The sequence below is a fragment of the Staphylococcus roterodami genome, assembly GCA_022493055.1.
Classification (GTDB): Bacteria; Bacillota; Bacilli; order Staphylococcales; family Staphylococcaceae; genus Staphylococcus; species Staphylococcus singaporensis.
On the sequence record CP092781.1, the window covers coordinates 2,837,585 to 2,850,917 of the forward strand.

The window sequence follows — 13,333 nt, forward strand, 5'->3', positions numbered from 1 at the left end:
CACATTTTTGTTTCGGTCATCATTTAAGAATGTAGTTTTTTATCGTCTTTTTATATTCTGGTTACTTAAGATTCGATGCTTTCTCGTTTGAAATTTCTATATTTATGCTTACAATTTACTTATAGTCTTGAAACAGGAGGAGGTATGGAAATGAATATTGCAAAGTTAGAGGATTACTTAGAAATTGATTCAAATCATTATGATGAACCGAGCGTTGAAGCCTTGAATTATTATGCAACTCGATTTATGTTAACAGTGCCTTTTGAAAACATTGATGTACAAAATGGTAAACCTATATCTATAGATATTGATGCACTTTTCAATAAAATTGTTCATGATAAACGTGGCGGCTTTTGTTATGAATTGAACTCATTTTTTAAAGCATATTTATTACAAAAAGGATTTAATCCGCAGTTAATGTCCGCTACCATCCATACACCTAATGGTGGCCGTAGTCTAAATGGTTCACATGCGTCACTTGTTGTACCGATTAACAATGTATTTTATGTAGCAGATGTCGGATTTGGAGACTTACCTCTACACGCTATGCCAATTACTTCGTCAGACCAAACTCAACCAGTCACAGACATAAGTGGCACATTTCGTGCTATTTTTGAAAATGAACATAGGGAACTATTTTATGTACAAAAATTTGAAAATAATAACTGGAATACAAAATATGAAGCTGAATTCAAACCTAAACAAATAGAAGATTTTAATAGCAACATCGAATATAATCAAAACAACCCAGATTCAATTTTTGTTAAGCATTTACTAATTACAATGCCACAATCATTTGGACGCGCCACAATGTCTGAAAATCATTTAACTTTAACAAGGAATGGTAGCTCAGAAAAATTTGATGTCACTAAAGATAACTATAAACATTTTTTAGAAAAATATTTTGGACTAAATGTAACTATTAATCGTATTGAAAACAATAATAGTAAAATATAAAAATATGGGCGTAACTTACTTATTGTAGGTAGCGCCCCTTTTTTATGCTTCATAAATATAATAAAAAGGATATAGCACAAACTTCATGCCACACCCTTCTTTTGAACCGCTTCATTTTACTTAAGCAAGTGCATCTACAATATAAATAACACCTACGAATACAAATGCAATAGCAATCATCGTCGACACAAAGACAATACCCATTAACGGGTTAAATAATAAAATAACACCAAATAAAATACCTAAAACGTTAAAGATAACTGAAATTAGTTTTAAGTTACCACTACCTGAAAATGTAAATAATCCTGCAATAGAACTAAAAATAAACCAGAATGCAAACATATAAATAAAGAATGCTGAACTTGCGCCAACATTAAAAATAACTAATAGACCAAAGAGAATATCTACAACACCCATAAAGACAATCCAACTTTGACTTCCACCTACTAAAGCTTTTGCTTTTCTACGGTAAATGATTTGAATCACACCGTTAATTAATACAAACAGTCCAATCAACCACGTAATAGCATAAAAATTTTCAATTGGAAATGTAAAAATAACGACTGCCAACATTAATAATAATACACCCATTATTAAACTAGACCACTTAATACCTTGATTTGTTTTTGCCATAAAAATCAATTCCTTTCAAATAAAGCTCTCTTTTAATTTTTACAAAAAATTTATTATACAATAATTAAATTCCCTTTTCTTAATTTACACAAACATCGTCACTTAGAAAGCACCATTTCTTTTGTCTAATATGTGCGATAAATCTGTATCCTCATTCAAAAATCTACTAAGTAGCGATAGCTTTCAACTCTGTAAGGTTCATTCATTGAATTGTAAGTTTAGATAAAGGCTACTGCTCCAAACATTATTTAAAATGAAATTAAATACAAAAGGAGTGAGACTATGACAATATTATCAGTTCAACATTTGTCAAAAAAGTATGGTAAAAAGCATACATTCCAAGCACTTAAAGACATAAATTTCGATATACAAAAAGGAGAATTCGTAGCAATAATGGGTCCTTCTGGATCAGGTAAGACTACCTTATTAAATGTCCTAAGTTCAATTGACCAAGTTTCTGAAGGTAGTGTTATTGCTAATGGACAAGAACTTAATAAACTTAATCAAAAAGCCCTTGCCAAGTTCCGTAAAGAATCATTAGGATTTATTTTTCAAGATTATAGTATTTTACCGACATTAACTGTTAAGGAAAATATTATGCTACCTTTATCCGTTCAGAAAATGTCAAAATCGACAATGGAAGAAAATTATAAAAAAATTACAACAGCATTAGGTATTTATGACCTGGGAAATAAATACCCAAGTGAATTGTCTGGTGGCCAACAACAGCGTACAGCAGCTGCAAGAGCGTTTGTTCACAAACCACAAATTATATTTGCAGATGAGCCAACAGGTGCGCTAGATTCTAAAAGTGCCAATGATTTATTACAACGTTTAGAAGATATGAACAAGTCTTTTGATACAACTATTATTATGGTTACACATGATCCCGTAGCAGCCAGTTTTGCAGAGCGTGTCATCATGCTAAAAGATGGACAAATTCATTCACAACTTTACCAGGAAGGACGTTCTAAACAGGCCTTTTATGAAGATATCGTGCATCTTCAATCAGTATTAGGTGGTGTGTCAAATGACATTTAACCATATCGTTTTAAAAAATTTACGTCAAAACTTAAAACATTATGCGATGTATTTATTTTCATTATTTTTTAGTATCGTCTTATATTTCAGCTTTACTACGTTACAATTCACTAAAGGTATAAACAATGACGATTCTATGGCAATTATTAAGAAAGGTGCTTTTGTAGGGTCAATCTTTTTATTCATCATTATCGTCATCTTTTTAATGTATGCCAATCATCTATTCGTGAAAAGACGTACGCGCGAATTTGCATTATTTCAGTTAATTGGTTTAACACGACAAAACATTTTGAAAATGTTGGCACTTGAACAAATGATTGTGTTTCTAATTACTGGTGTTGTCGGTGTATTATGTGGCATCGCAGGTGCACAATTATTGTTATCAATTGTTTCCAAAGTAATGTCGTTATCGATTAACTTATCGATACATTTCGAACCTATGGCACTCGTTTTAACTATTTTCATGCTAGTGATTGCGTATGTACTGATTTTATTTCAAAGTGCTTTATTTCTAAAAAGACGTAGTATCTTATCAATGATGAAAGATTCAATTAAAACTGATGCCACAAATGCAAAAGTAACTGTAGTAGAGTTTATTTCAGGCATATTAGGTATTGCTATGATTGCGCTAGGTTATTATATGGCAACAGAAATGTTTGGTACATTCAAAGCACTAACTATGGCAATGGCATCACCGTTTATCATTTTATTTTTAACAGTTGCAGGTGCGTATTTATTTTTCAGAAGTTCCGTGTCACTTATTTTTAAAACATTGAAAAAATCAAAAAATGGACGCGTATCTATTACAGATGTTGTATTTACATCTTCTATTATGTACCGAATGAAGAAAAATGCGATGTCTTTAACTATCATTGCAATTATTTCTGCAGTTACTGTAACTGTATTGTGTTTCGCAGCATTATCTAAATCAAATACAGATCAAACCCTTACATCTATGGCACCAAATGAATTTAACGTGGTCGCCTCTCAAGATGCGCATCAATTTGAATCTAAACTAAGCCAACAACATATTACATTTACTAAAAATTATTATGAAACTATCACTGTAAATAATGTTAAAGATCAGGTTATTACTTTGGAAAATGGTAGTGATTCAGGTCGCACGAATTCTATTTTAAGTGCAAATACAAAGTTAACTGGTAACAATGCCATCATTACAAATACAAAATCACTTCCTAACATTATTAATATTCATTTAAACAAAGATTTAGTAGTAAAAGGTACTAAAAATGAAACTTTCCGTGTTACACAAGAAGACAAAAGTAAGGTTTATCCTTTAAATCTAAGCTTCAACTCACCTGTCGTCGAAGTAAGCCCTGAAAAATATCAGCAGTTGAAAACGCAAAATAACGTTCATACTTTTTATGGATATGATATTAAACAAACATCACAAAAGGAAAAAGCTCAAGCAATTGCAAAACAGCTTGGAGGCAAAGTCATCACTTATGATGAAATGAAAAAAGAGGTTGATGCAACTAACGGTATTCTAATATTTGTTACATCATTTTTAGGGTTAGCCTTTTTAGTCGCCGCAGGATGCATTATTTATATTAAACAAATGGATGAAACTGAGGATGAACTAAGCAATTTTAGGGTATTAAAACGTATAGGCTTTACACATACAGATATGCTTAAAGGGCTCTTATTAAAAATTACATTTAACTTTGGTTTACCTTTATTAATTGCTATACTGCATGCTTTATTCGCAGCTATTGCTTTTATGAAGCTGATGGGAAATATTTCATTTATACCGGTGATTATTGTCATCGTTATATATACACTAATTTATATCGTTTTCGCACTGATTGCTTTTGTTCACTCAAACAAGTTGATTAAGAAAACTATATAGCATAGTTTAGATTCTAATTTTGGAAAAGCAGTATAACTATTACTTTGATTTAAGAAAAGGAGAGATTTAATCATGAAATTTAAAGAATTAGTAAAACAATCATACGAGGATTTAAAAAACTTGACTGTAACTTGGTATAACGTCATTGCTTTAACAATACTTGTTATTGTATTAAGCTCATTCACAACACCAATTATAGGCATTCCAGCTGGTTTATTAGGTGGCGCCTATTATTTAAAACGTCGTGAAGAAAAAGGCAAATAAGTGTATTCCATCGGTATATAAGATTGCTATGACCTTTCAAGTCAGGTTTTAATATTAACAAGTAGCGTTTATCGCTGCTTGTTTTTTTGGATTGCTTATAAAATCATCATGTTTAAACGATATGTCACTTAAAAAACAATCAAATATCATAAGAGACTACAATTTTTCCATTTTTAAAAACCCCTCTAAATCAACGTTTCTAAAGGTTTTTAAAATCTTTTTTAATTTATTTTCAAAAAACACTGTACATTATGCCAATATGAGCGTATAGTTGGTCTTACGTAATAAAAGCTCGTGAATTAAATTGTAGTGTATTTGTTTAGAATATCCTCTTTTTTAGTTATGAATTTGTTACAAATATTAAGTGCAAAAGCACATGGAGGTTTTCTATATGAATAACGGTACAGTAAAATGGTTTAACGCAGAAAAAGGTTTTGGTTTCATCGAACAAGAAAATGGCGGAGACGTATTCGTACATTTCTCAGGTATCGCTAGCGATGGCTACAAAACTTTAGAAGAAGGTCAAAAAGTTACTTTCGAAATCACTGAAGGTCAACGTGGAGACCAAGCAGTTAACGTACAAACTGTTTAATCTTACAAAATAAAACGACTCATTATAAATGAATCGCTTTGATTACCAACAAGGTTCTAAACCTTGTTGGTATTTTTTTATGCTATTTCAGATAATACAAATAATATGAGACAGTACCACGATGATTTATAAAAACTTATTTGCCAGATACATACTAATCAAAGCTATAAGAATGATTGCACCAACAAATGCTATGAAAGAAAGTACACCTGTTTTTATATTTCTAGCTTTAGTCGTTTGTACTTCACTAGGATCTTTTCCATTCATAAAAGCAACAATTCGATCGTAGTTATCCATTTTATGCACTTTTTTAAAGTCTTCTATTTTCATAGATGCATAATAACCTATTCCACAAATGACTATCACCGTTATACCCCAAGCCCAATTCCAATAAACAATTAAAGGTCCTGTTAAAATTGCAGCTAATGTCATGAAAATAAGCATGACATATGTCCATAAGTTAAGACTTCGTTGCACTTTAATATCAGGTACAAATGGAATAGTCCCTTTTACTAAATCATCTAAAGTTACATTGAACAATTCGCACATCATTAATAAGTTATGTATGTCTGGTAAGCTTTTGTCATTTTCCCAATTAGAAATACTCTGCCTAGATACATATAACTTTTCAGCAAGATATTCTTGTGAATAACCATCTCGTTCCCTATACTTTTTAATTTGTTTACTTAGATTCAATTACATACGCCTCCATTCAATTAGTACAATCATTACAATCAGACTATCAGATAAAGTTAATTAAAGTCACCTTTATGATTGACTAAATGTTTTGACATACGACAATATCAGGGTTCGAAGACTTCCCCAAGACGTACTCGGAATATCTACACGCTTGAAATTTTCTCAAAAAATAGTTCAATAGTAATTAATACTTGCGAATTAAATCCTAACAGTGATCCTAGATTAACACTATTTACTATTCGATTTTCCAGTTTTCCAACTATGTTTTTCTAATCTTTTTTGTGCTATAAATTCTACCGCTTCGAAAATACATACCGCACTGATAAACCAACTTAAAAAGCCAACTATAATACTAAGCATCCACATGTGCGTCATATGTAACATCATCCATGTAACTAAAATACATACTAATACTCCTGTCATCCCAAACACTGCGCCACGGCTTACATGCACAGCAACTTTATCTCCATATTGCATTCCTGTTATAAACATAGATACTAAAAATACTGCTGGAAATGTTGCAAATATGCCACCAAATTCTTTCCAAGGTAGTGTTACGGACACTATATAACTTAGTAATACTGCGAATCCCCCTACAAAAAATTTCATTAATGTTAATTTCATGATGTTCTGCCTCCAATAATTTATTACTCGATAAATTGATAAAGCCTAATGTTACGCAACTTCTAAACTAAAAATGTCTAATACCGAATATCGCTAAGGAGATAATGAACCAACAGACAACTGTGAATATTGCGCCTTTCCGATAGCCTTTATGTTTAATGTAGAGTGATGTTAAAAATACAGTTAGTATACAAGACAAGATACCCACTATTGCTCCTGTGCTAAGATTCATTGACATTTCAACAAGTTGCATACCACGATGATCCAAAGCTAATGCGATAATAGCAGCAAGAAAGACTGCCGGCATCGTTGCAATAATACCTCCTAACTTACCGCCAACTTTATCAGCAATTATAGAAGCTAATGCGACAGCGATACCACCAATGACAAAATGAAGAATTGCACTTCCAATCGAAAACATCTTCAACGTACCTTTCTATAATAAATTCAATACAAAACGTATCATTCACACAAAGTGTAAAACTTAAATTTCACACTGTAAAGGTAACTCAAGTGATGTTCATAAAGCTTTCATGATACTTTCATTAACTAGCAATAAATGCTTTTATACGATGATAAATCCAATTCAAATTATTAAAAACTACCATTAACTGTAATTTTCAAATCAACATAAAAATATAAATTTTTATGTTTCACGTAAAACAAAAAAGACAAAGCTATTATAGTCTTAGCTTTGCCTTTTACGTGCTAGTGTGTTAGTCATAATCTATGCGACTTTCTACTACTAACGTTTATATATTCGAATTTTTATTTCATAATAATCTTCGTGATCTTTATCTTTATGCTCAACGTGGAGACCTGTTTGCTGAATTGCTTGAATACTTTTGCCTACTTCGTCTCGGGCTTGAGTAACATCTTGTGCGAACTGTAAATTTTGTGCTTTAACTTTTTCGGGTCCAGTTTTTTGGCGCACCCTATCTTCAGTCTGTTTCACATTTAGTTTTTGTGCAATGACTTGCTCAATTAACGCTTCTTGTTCGCTATCAGACAATGATAATACGGCTCTAGCGTGACGTTCAGTAATTTTACCTTCTCTTAAGCGAAGCAACACTTTCGGCGCAAGCTTCAATAAGCGTAATTTATTAGCTATAAAACTTTGGCTTTTACCTAAGCTTTTTGCTAATTCAATTTGCGTTGTATCGCCAATTTCTAATAATTTTTTATAGGCTTCCGCTTCTTCAACAACAGACAAATTTTCTCTTTGAATATTCTCAATTAAAGCTACAACAGCCGTCTCCTCATCATCCATATCCCGAATAATAACGTCTGCTTGCGGTAAATTAAGTGATTGTATCGCTCTAAATCGACGTTCTCCAGCAATAATCTCAAACATGTCTTCTTCAATCGGTCTAACAACAATAGGTTGTAATAAGCCATGTTCGTGTATTGATTCTGCAAGTTCTTTTATTTTATTTGGCTCAAATACTTGTCTAGGTTGATAACGGTTTGGAACGATACGTTCAATTTGAATGGATTCAACATTACTATTGCGATCTTCTTCAATTTGTCCAATGATGTCATCTTTATTTTTCAAACCAAATAATTTTGAAAAAGGTTTTTTCATTATCCATTCGCTCCTTTTATGTTAGTTGTAAAGGATTCTGCATTATTTTTCAAGTAAAGGAGTCTTATTAGGCGTCCCAGGTTTTCTTGGATACTTTTTAGGCGTTTGTCTTTTTTTATCAATAACGAACATTTGACGCTCTCCAGCATCCTCAGGTAATTCGAAAGTATGCGTTTCAGTAACATTACCACCTAACACGCTAATCGCAAATTGTGCTTCTTCTAATTCTTCTTCGCCCTTAGATGATTTCAATGCTACAAACTGTCCACCTTTTTTTACAAGCGGTAAGCAAAGTTCACTTAATACCGACAATCTAGCTACAGCTCTTGCAGTAACAATGTCATAAGACTCCCTGTAGACTCCTTTGCCAAAAGTTTCTGCTCTGTCATGAATAAAGCTTACATCTTCTAAATGCAACTCCGACGCCAGATGGTTTAAAAATTGAATACGCTTATTTAAAGAATCTACAATTGTCACTTTTAACTGCGGAAACATAATTTTTAATGGAATACTTGGAAAACCAGCTCCAGCACCTACATCGCATAAACTTAAAGGCTGATTAAAGTCAAAGTAAAAACTAGGTGCAATAGAATCATAAAAATGTTTCAAATACACATCGTGTTCATCTGTAATACTTGTCAAATTCATCTTTTCGTTCCATTCAACAAGTAAACGATAATATGTTTGAAACTGTTGTTTTTGAGTCTCATTTAATTCAATATCATGTTCTTTTAATTGTTCTGCTAACCATTCTACAGTCATTAGTCACTCACCCTTTGGAGTTTACCTTGTTCTAAGTAAATCAATAATATAGATATATCTGCTGGATTTACACCTGAAATTCTAGAAGCTTGTGCAATATTCAAAGGTTTTACTTCAGATAATTTTTCACGCGCTTCTGTCGCCAAGCTATCAATCTTGCTATAATCTAAGTCTTCTGGAATTTTCTTCTCTTCCATACGTTTAACTTTTTCGACTTGTTGTAGTGATTTATTGATATAACCTTCGTATTTCGTTTGAATTTCTACTTGTTCTTCAACATCTGCACTCAATTGATGTTCTTCTTCTAAAATTTCTAAGATTATATCATAAGTCATTTCCGGTCTACGCAATAAATCGATAGCTAAAATACCATCTTTTAAGCGAGAACCACCATGTTGCTCGATAATCGCTTGCGTATGTTCATTCGGTTTAATACGAATATCTGATAAACGCTTAATTTCCACATCAATTTGCTGACGTTTTTCATTAAAACGCGCATATCGCTCTTCAGAAATCATACCTAGTTCATAGCCCATATCTGTTAATCTTAAATCCGCATTATCATGACGTAATAGTAAACGATACTCTGCGCGTGATGTTAATAATCGATAAGGTTCATTAGTGCCTTTAGTTACGAGGTCATCGATTAATACGCCAATATATGCATCTGAACGACTTAATATTTTTTCACCAGTATCTAACACTTTACCAGCTGCATTTATACCTGCCATTAAACCTTGACCAGCCGCTTCTTCATATCCAGATGTACCATTAATTTGACCTGCTGTATAAAGATTTTTAATCATTTTCGTTTCAAGTGTAGGCCATAATTGAGTAGGTACAATCGCATCATATTCAATTGCATAGCCCGCACGCATCATATCCGCCTTTTCAAGACCTGGTATCGTCTCTAACATTTGACGTTGCACATGTTCAGGAAGACTCGTAGACAATCCTTGAACATACACTTCGTTTGTATTGCGACCTTCAGGCTCTAAGAAAAGTTGATGTCGTGGTTTATCGTTGAATCGTACAAATTTATCCTCAATTGATGGACAATAACGTGGTCCTGTTCCTTTAATCATACCTGAATACATGGCAGACAAATGTAAATTATCATCAATAACCTTATGCGTTTCTGCATTAGTATATGTTAACCAACATGGTAATTGATCCAAAATATATTCTGTAGTTTCAAAGCTAAACGCACGCCCTACATCATCACCTGGTTGAATTTCAGTCTTTGAATAATCAATCGTCTTCGAATTTACACGCGGTGGTGTACCTGTTTTAAAACGAACAATATCAAAACCAAGTTCTCTTAGATTATCTGACAATGTAATAGATGGTAATTGATGGTTTGGGCCACTTGAGTACTTCATATTACCTAAAATGATTTCACCACGTAAAAATGTCCCAGTTGTGATGATAACTGCCTTAGAATGATATACTGTACCAATATTTGTACGTACACCTTTAACTTCATTATCTTCTATAATAAGTTCATCTACCATACCTTGCATGATATGAAGATTTTCTTCATCCTCAATCACACGCTTCATTTCTTGTTGATAAAGAACCTTATCAGCTTGTGCTCTTAGCGCTCTTACAGCTGGACCTTTACCTGTATTTAACATTCTCATTTGAATGTGTGTTTTGTCGATTGTTTTCGCCATTTGTCCACCTAAAGCATCGATTTCACGAACAACGATACCTTTTGCTGGGCCACCAACTGATGGATTACATGGCATAAATGCTATATTATCTAAGTTAATTGTTAACATTAACGTCTTAGCACCACGTCTTGCTGATGCTAAACCTGCCTCAACACCTGCATGTCCAGCACCTATTACGATTACGTCATATTCTTGCACCACAATATAAACCTCCTTAATTGATATCTTACTAGCCTTTCTTTAGACGTCATTCCGTCTAAACCTCTTATCTATTTACCTAAACAGAATTGACTGAATAACTGATCGATAAGTTCATCGCTTGCAGTTTCACCAATGATTTCTCCTAATATTTCCCAAGTTCTAGTTAAATCAATTTGTACCATATCCATTGGCACACCAGATTCTGCTGCATCAATCGCATCTTGTATCGTTTGTCTTGCTTGTTTTAATAATGAGATGTGTCTTGAATTAGAAACATAAGTCATATCTTGATTTTGTACTTCTCCTCCAAAGAACAAATCACGAATTTGAATTTCTAATTCATCAATCCCTTCTTGCTTTAACATTGACGTTTGGATTAAAGGTGTATCACCTATCATCTTCTTAACTTCATCAATGTCTATGTTTTGTTCTAGATCCATTTTATTAACAATAACGATTACATCTTCATTTTTAACCACTTCATATAATGTGTAATCTTCTTGCGTTAACGCCTCGTTATTGTTTAATACAAATAAAATTAAGTCCGCTTGACTTAACGCCTTTCTAGAACGTTCGACACCAATTTTTTCAACAATGTCTTCTGTCTCTCGGATACCGGCAGTATCAACTAATCTTAATGGCACACCACGGACATTGACGTATTCCTCTAAGACGTCTCTAGTCGTACCTGCCACTTCTGTTACGATTGCTTTATTATCTTGTATTAAGTTATTTAACATAGAAGATTTACCTACATTTGGCTTACCAACAATTACTGTAGACAAACCTTCTCGCATAATTTTACCTTGGGCACCAGTATCTAATAAGCGATTAATTTCTTGTTTAATTTCTTTAGATCTCTCTAAAAGAAATTCAGTTGTCGCATCTTCAACATCATCGTATTCTGGGTAATCAATATTCACTTCTACTTGAGCGAGTATTTCTAATATAGATTGACGTTGTTTCTTGATTAAATCACTAAGTCGACCTTCAATTTGATTCATTGCAACCTTAGAAGCACGATCTGTTTTCGAACGTATAAAATCCATAACTGCTTCAGCTTGAGATAAATCGATACGACCATTTAAAAAGGCACGCTTCGTAAATTCACCAGGTTCAGCCATCCTAGCACCATGTGTCATAGTAAGTTCTAATACTCTATTTATAGTCAAAATGCCACCATGGCAATTAATTTCAATGATATCTTCTCTAGTAAATGTTTTCGGTGCTCTTAATACAGACACCATAACCTCTTCAACTACTTCTTTAGTATCCGGATCAATAATATGACCATAGTTAATTGTATGAGAAGGTACATCTTTTAATAGATGTTTTCCTTTATATAAATTGTCAGCTATTTCAACAGCTTGTGGTCCAGATAATCGAACAATACCTATTGCTCCTTCACCCATAGGTGTTGAAATACTTGTAATTGTATCTAAATCCATAATACTTACTCGCCTCCTTTAATGACGTATCATTTATTTTTTATACTTCATAAATACTGAAAAAGTTATAACAAACTAAAAGGTAAGGCTTACGTTTGTCTGACGTTAGACTTCGGTGTGTCTTGTTTATATTTTGCCTTCTCCCCTACCCTATCTTAATCAATCTTTTTATTAAAAACTTTTGCTATTTTAAGCACGTGTTCAAGACTACTCTGAATTTGTAAAGTTGTCATATCTTTTGCTGGCTGCCTAGCTATTACAATAATATCTTTTGCTATTATGTGTGATTTATGTACTTTGAAATTTTCACGAATAGATCTTTTAATCTTGTTTCTTAGTACTGCATTGCCCAGTTTTTTTGAGACGCTAATACCTAAGCGGAAATGGTCTAATTCTTTATTATTATAAGTGTATACAACAAATTGCCTATTGGCTACAGAATGACCTTTTTTATATATTTTCTGAAAATCTGCATTTTTTTTAATTCGGTAAGTTTTCTCCACTAACATCACTCGCTTATTTATCGTTTTTTATTTAAAGCTATATTTAAACATCTGTTGAGCTTAACGCAAAAATTCTATTTATTCTTAATTTAAACGAAAAAAAAGATCACTGATGAGTCAGTGATCTTATGCAGATAAAACTTTACGGCCTTTACGACGACGGCGCGCTAAAACTTTACGGCCATTTTTTGTGCTCATGCGTTTTCTGAAACCATGAACTTTACTATGTTTACGTTTATTTGGTTGATAAGTACGTTTTACCATGCAAAACACCTCCATCTTTATACAGTTATCTAATATACCAGATTATGCAGACTCTGATCACTTTAATAGATAAGATTTTGCGTTTCTTAGATTAAAATTCTCGTTTTAGCTCATTGATTATCTAGTCATAATTCAAGCAACTACTACAATATAACAAAATCCTTTTTATAACGCAAGTTCATTTTATACTACTGCTCAATTTTTTTACTTTTAT

At 32.7% G+C, this 13,333-nt stretch carries 15 protein-coding genes; 5 read left to right on the forward strand and 10 right to left on the reverse strand.

The window, feature by feature from the left end; translation table 11 throughout:
- Positions 1-150: 150 nt before the first annotated feature.
- Positions 151-957 (forward strand): arylamine N-acetyltransferase, encoded by an 807-nt coding sequence (locus ML436_13835; GenBank protein UMT78171.1) that lies wholly within the window; start codon positions 151-153, stop codon positions 955-957.
- Positions 958-1,077: 120 nt separating this feature from the next.
- On the opposite strand, the gene ML436_13840 is transcribed toward ML436_13835, so the two are convergent.
- Positions 1,078-1,590 (reverse strand): HdeD family acid-resistance protein, encoded by a 513-nt coding sequence (locus ML436_13840; protein ID UMT78172.1) that lies wholly within the window; start codon positions 1,588-1,590, stop codon positions 1,078-1,080.
- Positions 1,591-1,872: 282 nt separating this feature from the next.
- Between ML436_13840 and vraD the strand changes: the two genes are divergently transcribed.
- From vraD to ML436_13860, 4 genes are all read left to right on the forward strand, one after another.
- Positions 1,873-2,631 carry a peptide resistance ABC transporter ATP-binding subunit VraD gene (gene vraD, locus ML436_13845; protein ID UMT78173.1) on the forward strand — a complete coding sequence of 253 codons (759 nt, stop codon included), beginning with the start codon at positions 1,873-1,875 and terminating at the stop codon, positions 2,629-2,631.
- The gene (gene vraE / locus ML436_13850; protein UMT78174.1) at positions 2,621-4,501 is read left to right on the forward strand and encodes a peptide resistance ABC transporter permease subunit VraE; all 1,881 of its coding nucleotides are present in this window, start codon (positions 2,621-2,623) and stop codon (positions 4,499-4,501) included. The genes vraD and vraE overlap by 11 nt, the downstream gene beginning before the upstream one ends.
- Before the next feature lie 72 nt (positions 4,502-4,573).
- A complete protein-coding gene (gene vraH / locus ML436_13855) occupies positions 4,574-4,765 on the forward strand; it encodes a peptide resistance ABC transporter activity modulator VraH (protein UMT78175.1) in 192 nt (63 codons plus the stop codon).
- Positions 4,766-5,156: 391 nt separating this feature from the next.
- On the forward strand, positions 5,157-5,357 hold the full coding sequence (locus ML436_13860) for a cold-shock protein (protein UMT78176.1): 201 nt from the start codon (positions 5,157-5,159) through the stop codon (positions 5,355-5,357).
- 126 nt (positions 5,358-5,483) lie between these two features.
- On the opposite strand, the gene ML436_13865 is transcribed toward ML436_13860, so the two are convergent.
- The 9 genes from ML436_13865 to rpmH all read right to left on the reverse strand — a co-directional run bounded on the left by ML436_13865 (position 5,484) and on the right by rpmH (position 13,119).
- Entirely contained in the window at positions 5,484-6,053 is a 570-nt protein-coding gene (locus tag ML436_13865) for a helix-turn-helix domain-containing protein (protein UMT78177.1), read from the reverse strand.
- Positions 6,054-6,284: 231 nt separating this feature from the next.
- The gene (locus ML436_13870) at positions 6,285-6,680 is read right to left on the reverse strand and encodes a DUF3147 family protein (GenBank protein ID UMT78178.1); all 396 of its coding nucleotides are present in this window, start codon (positions 6,678-6,680) and stop codon (positions 6,285-6,287) included.
- A gap of 67 nt (positions 6,681-6,747) precedes the next feature.
- A complete protein-coding gene (locus ML436_13875; GenBank protein UMT78179.1) occupies positions 6,748-7,101 on the reverse strand; it encodes a DUF3147 family protein in 354 nt (117 codons plus the stop codon).
- Between the two features lie 324 nt (positions 7,102-7,425).
- Positions 7,426-8,265, reverse strand: a complete 840-nt coding sequence (noc, locus tag ML436_13880) for a nucleoid occlusion protein (GenBank protein ID UMT78180.1) — start codon at positions 8,263-8,265, stop codon at positions 7,426-7,428.
- Between the two features lie 42 nt (positions 8,266-8,307).
- Positions 8,308-9,027, reverse strand: coding sequence for a 16S rRNA (guanine(527)-N(7))-methyltransferase RsmG (rsmG, locus tag ML436_13885; protein UMT78181.1), 720 nt, complete (start codon positions 9,025-9,027; stop codon positions 8,308-8,310).
- The gene (gene mnmG / locus ML436_13890; protein ID UMT78182.1) at positions 9,027-10,904 is read right to left on the reverse strand and encodes a tRNA uridine-5-carboxymethylaminomethyl(34) synthesis enzyme MnmG; all 1,878 of its coding nucleotides are present in this window, start codon (positions 10,902-10,904) and stop codon (positions 9,027-9,029) included. Before mnmG ends, rsmG begins: the two co-directional genes overlap by 1 nt.
- Positions 10,905-10,972: 68 nt before the next feature.
- Positions 10,973-12,352 carry a tRNA uridine-5-carboxymethylaminomethyl(34) synthesis GTPase MnmE gene (gene mnmE, locus ML436_13895; protein UMT78183.1) on the reverse strand — a complete coding sequence of 460 codons (1,380 nt, stop codon included), beginning with the start codon at positions 12,350-12,352 and terminating at the stop codon, positions 10,973-10,975.
- A gap of 155 nt (positions 12,353-12,507) precedes the next feature.
- The gene (gene rnpA, locus ML436_13900) at positions 12,508-12,861 is read right to left on the reverse strand and encodes a ribonuclease P protein component (protein ID UMT78184.1); all 354 of its coding nucleotides are present in this window, start codon (positions 12,859-12,861) and stop codon (positions 12,508-12,510) included.
- A gap of 120 nt (positions 12,862-12,981) precedes the next feature.
- A complete protein-coding gene (gene rpmH, locus ML436_13905; protein ID UMT78185.1) occupies positions 12,982-13,119 on the reverse strand; it encodes a 50S ribosomal protein L34 in 138 nt (45 codons plus the stop codon).
- Positions 13,120-13,333: the final 214 nt, after the last annotated feature.

Coding starts and splice junctions, on each gene's coding strand:
- mnmE (UMT78183.1), bottom strand. CDS start 12,352: ATGGATTTAGATACAATTACAAGTATTTCAACACCTATGGGTGAAGGA.
- ML436_13840 (UMT78172.1), bottom strand. CDS start 1,590: ATGGCAAAAACAAATCAAGGTATTAAGTGGTCTAGTTTAATAATGGGT.
- ML436_13875 (UMT78179.1), bottom strand. CDS start 7,101: ATGTTTTCGATTGGAAGTGCAATTCTTCATTTTGTCATTGGTGGTATC.
- vraE (UMT78174.1), top strand. CDS start 2,621: ATGACATTTAACCATATCGTTTTAAAAAATTTACGTCAAAACTTAAAA.
- ML436_13860 (UMT78176.1), top strand. CDS start 5,157: ATGAATAACGGTACAGTAAAATGGTTTAACGCAGAAAAAGGTTTTGGT.
- noc (UMT78180.1), bottom strand. CDS start 8,265: ATGAAAAAACCTTTTTCAAAATTATTTGGTTTGAAAAATAAAGATGAC.
- vraH (UMT78175.1), top strand. CDS start 4,574: ATGAAATTTAAAGAATTAGTAAAACAATCATACGAGGATTTAAAAAAC.
- ML436_13835 (UMT78171.1), top strand. CDS start 151: ATGAATATTGCAAAGTTAGAGGATTACTTAGAAATTGATTCAAATCAT.
- ML436_13870 (UMT78178.1), bottom strand. CDS start 6,680: ATGAAATTAACATTAATGAAATTTTTTGTAGGGGGATTCGCAGTATTA.
- rnpA (UMT78184.1), bottom strand. CDS start 12,861: ATGTTAGTGGAGAAAACTTACCGAATTAAAAAAAATGCAGATTTTCAG.
- rpmH (UMT78185.1), bottom strand. CDS start 13,119: ATGGTAAAACGTACTTATCAACCAAATAAACGTAAACATAGTAAAGTT.
- rsmG (UMT78181.1), bottom strand. CDS start 9,027: ATGACTGTAGAATGGTTAGCAGAACAATTAAAAGAACATGATATTGAA.
- vraD (UMT78173.1), top strand. CDS start 1,873: ATGACAATATTATCAGTTCAACATTTGTCAAAAAAGTATGGTAAAAAG.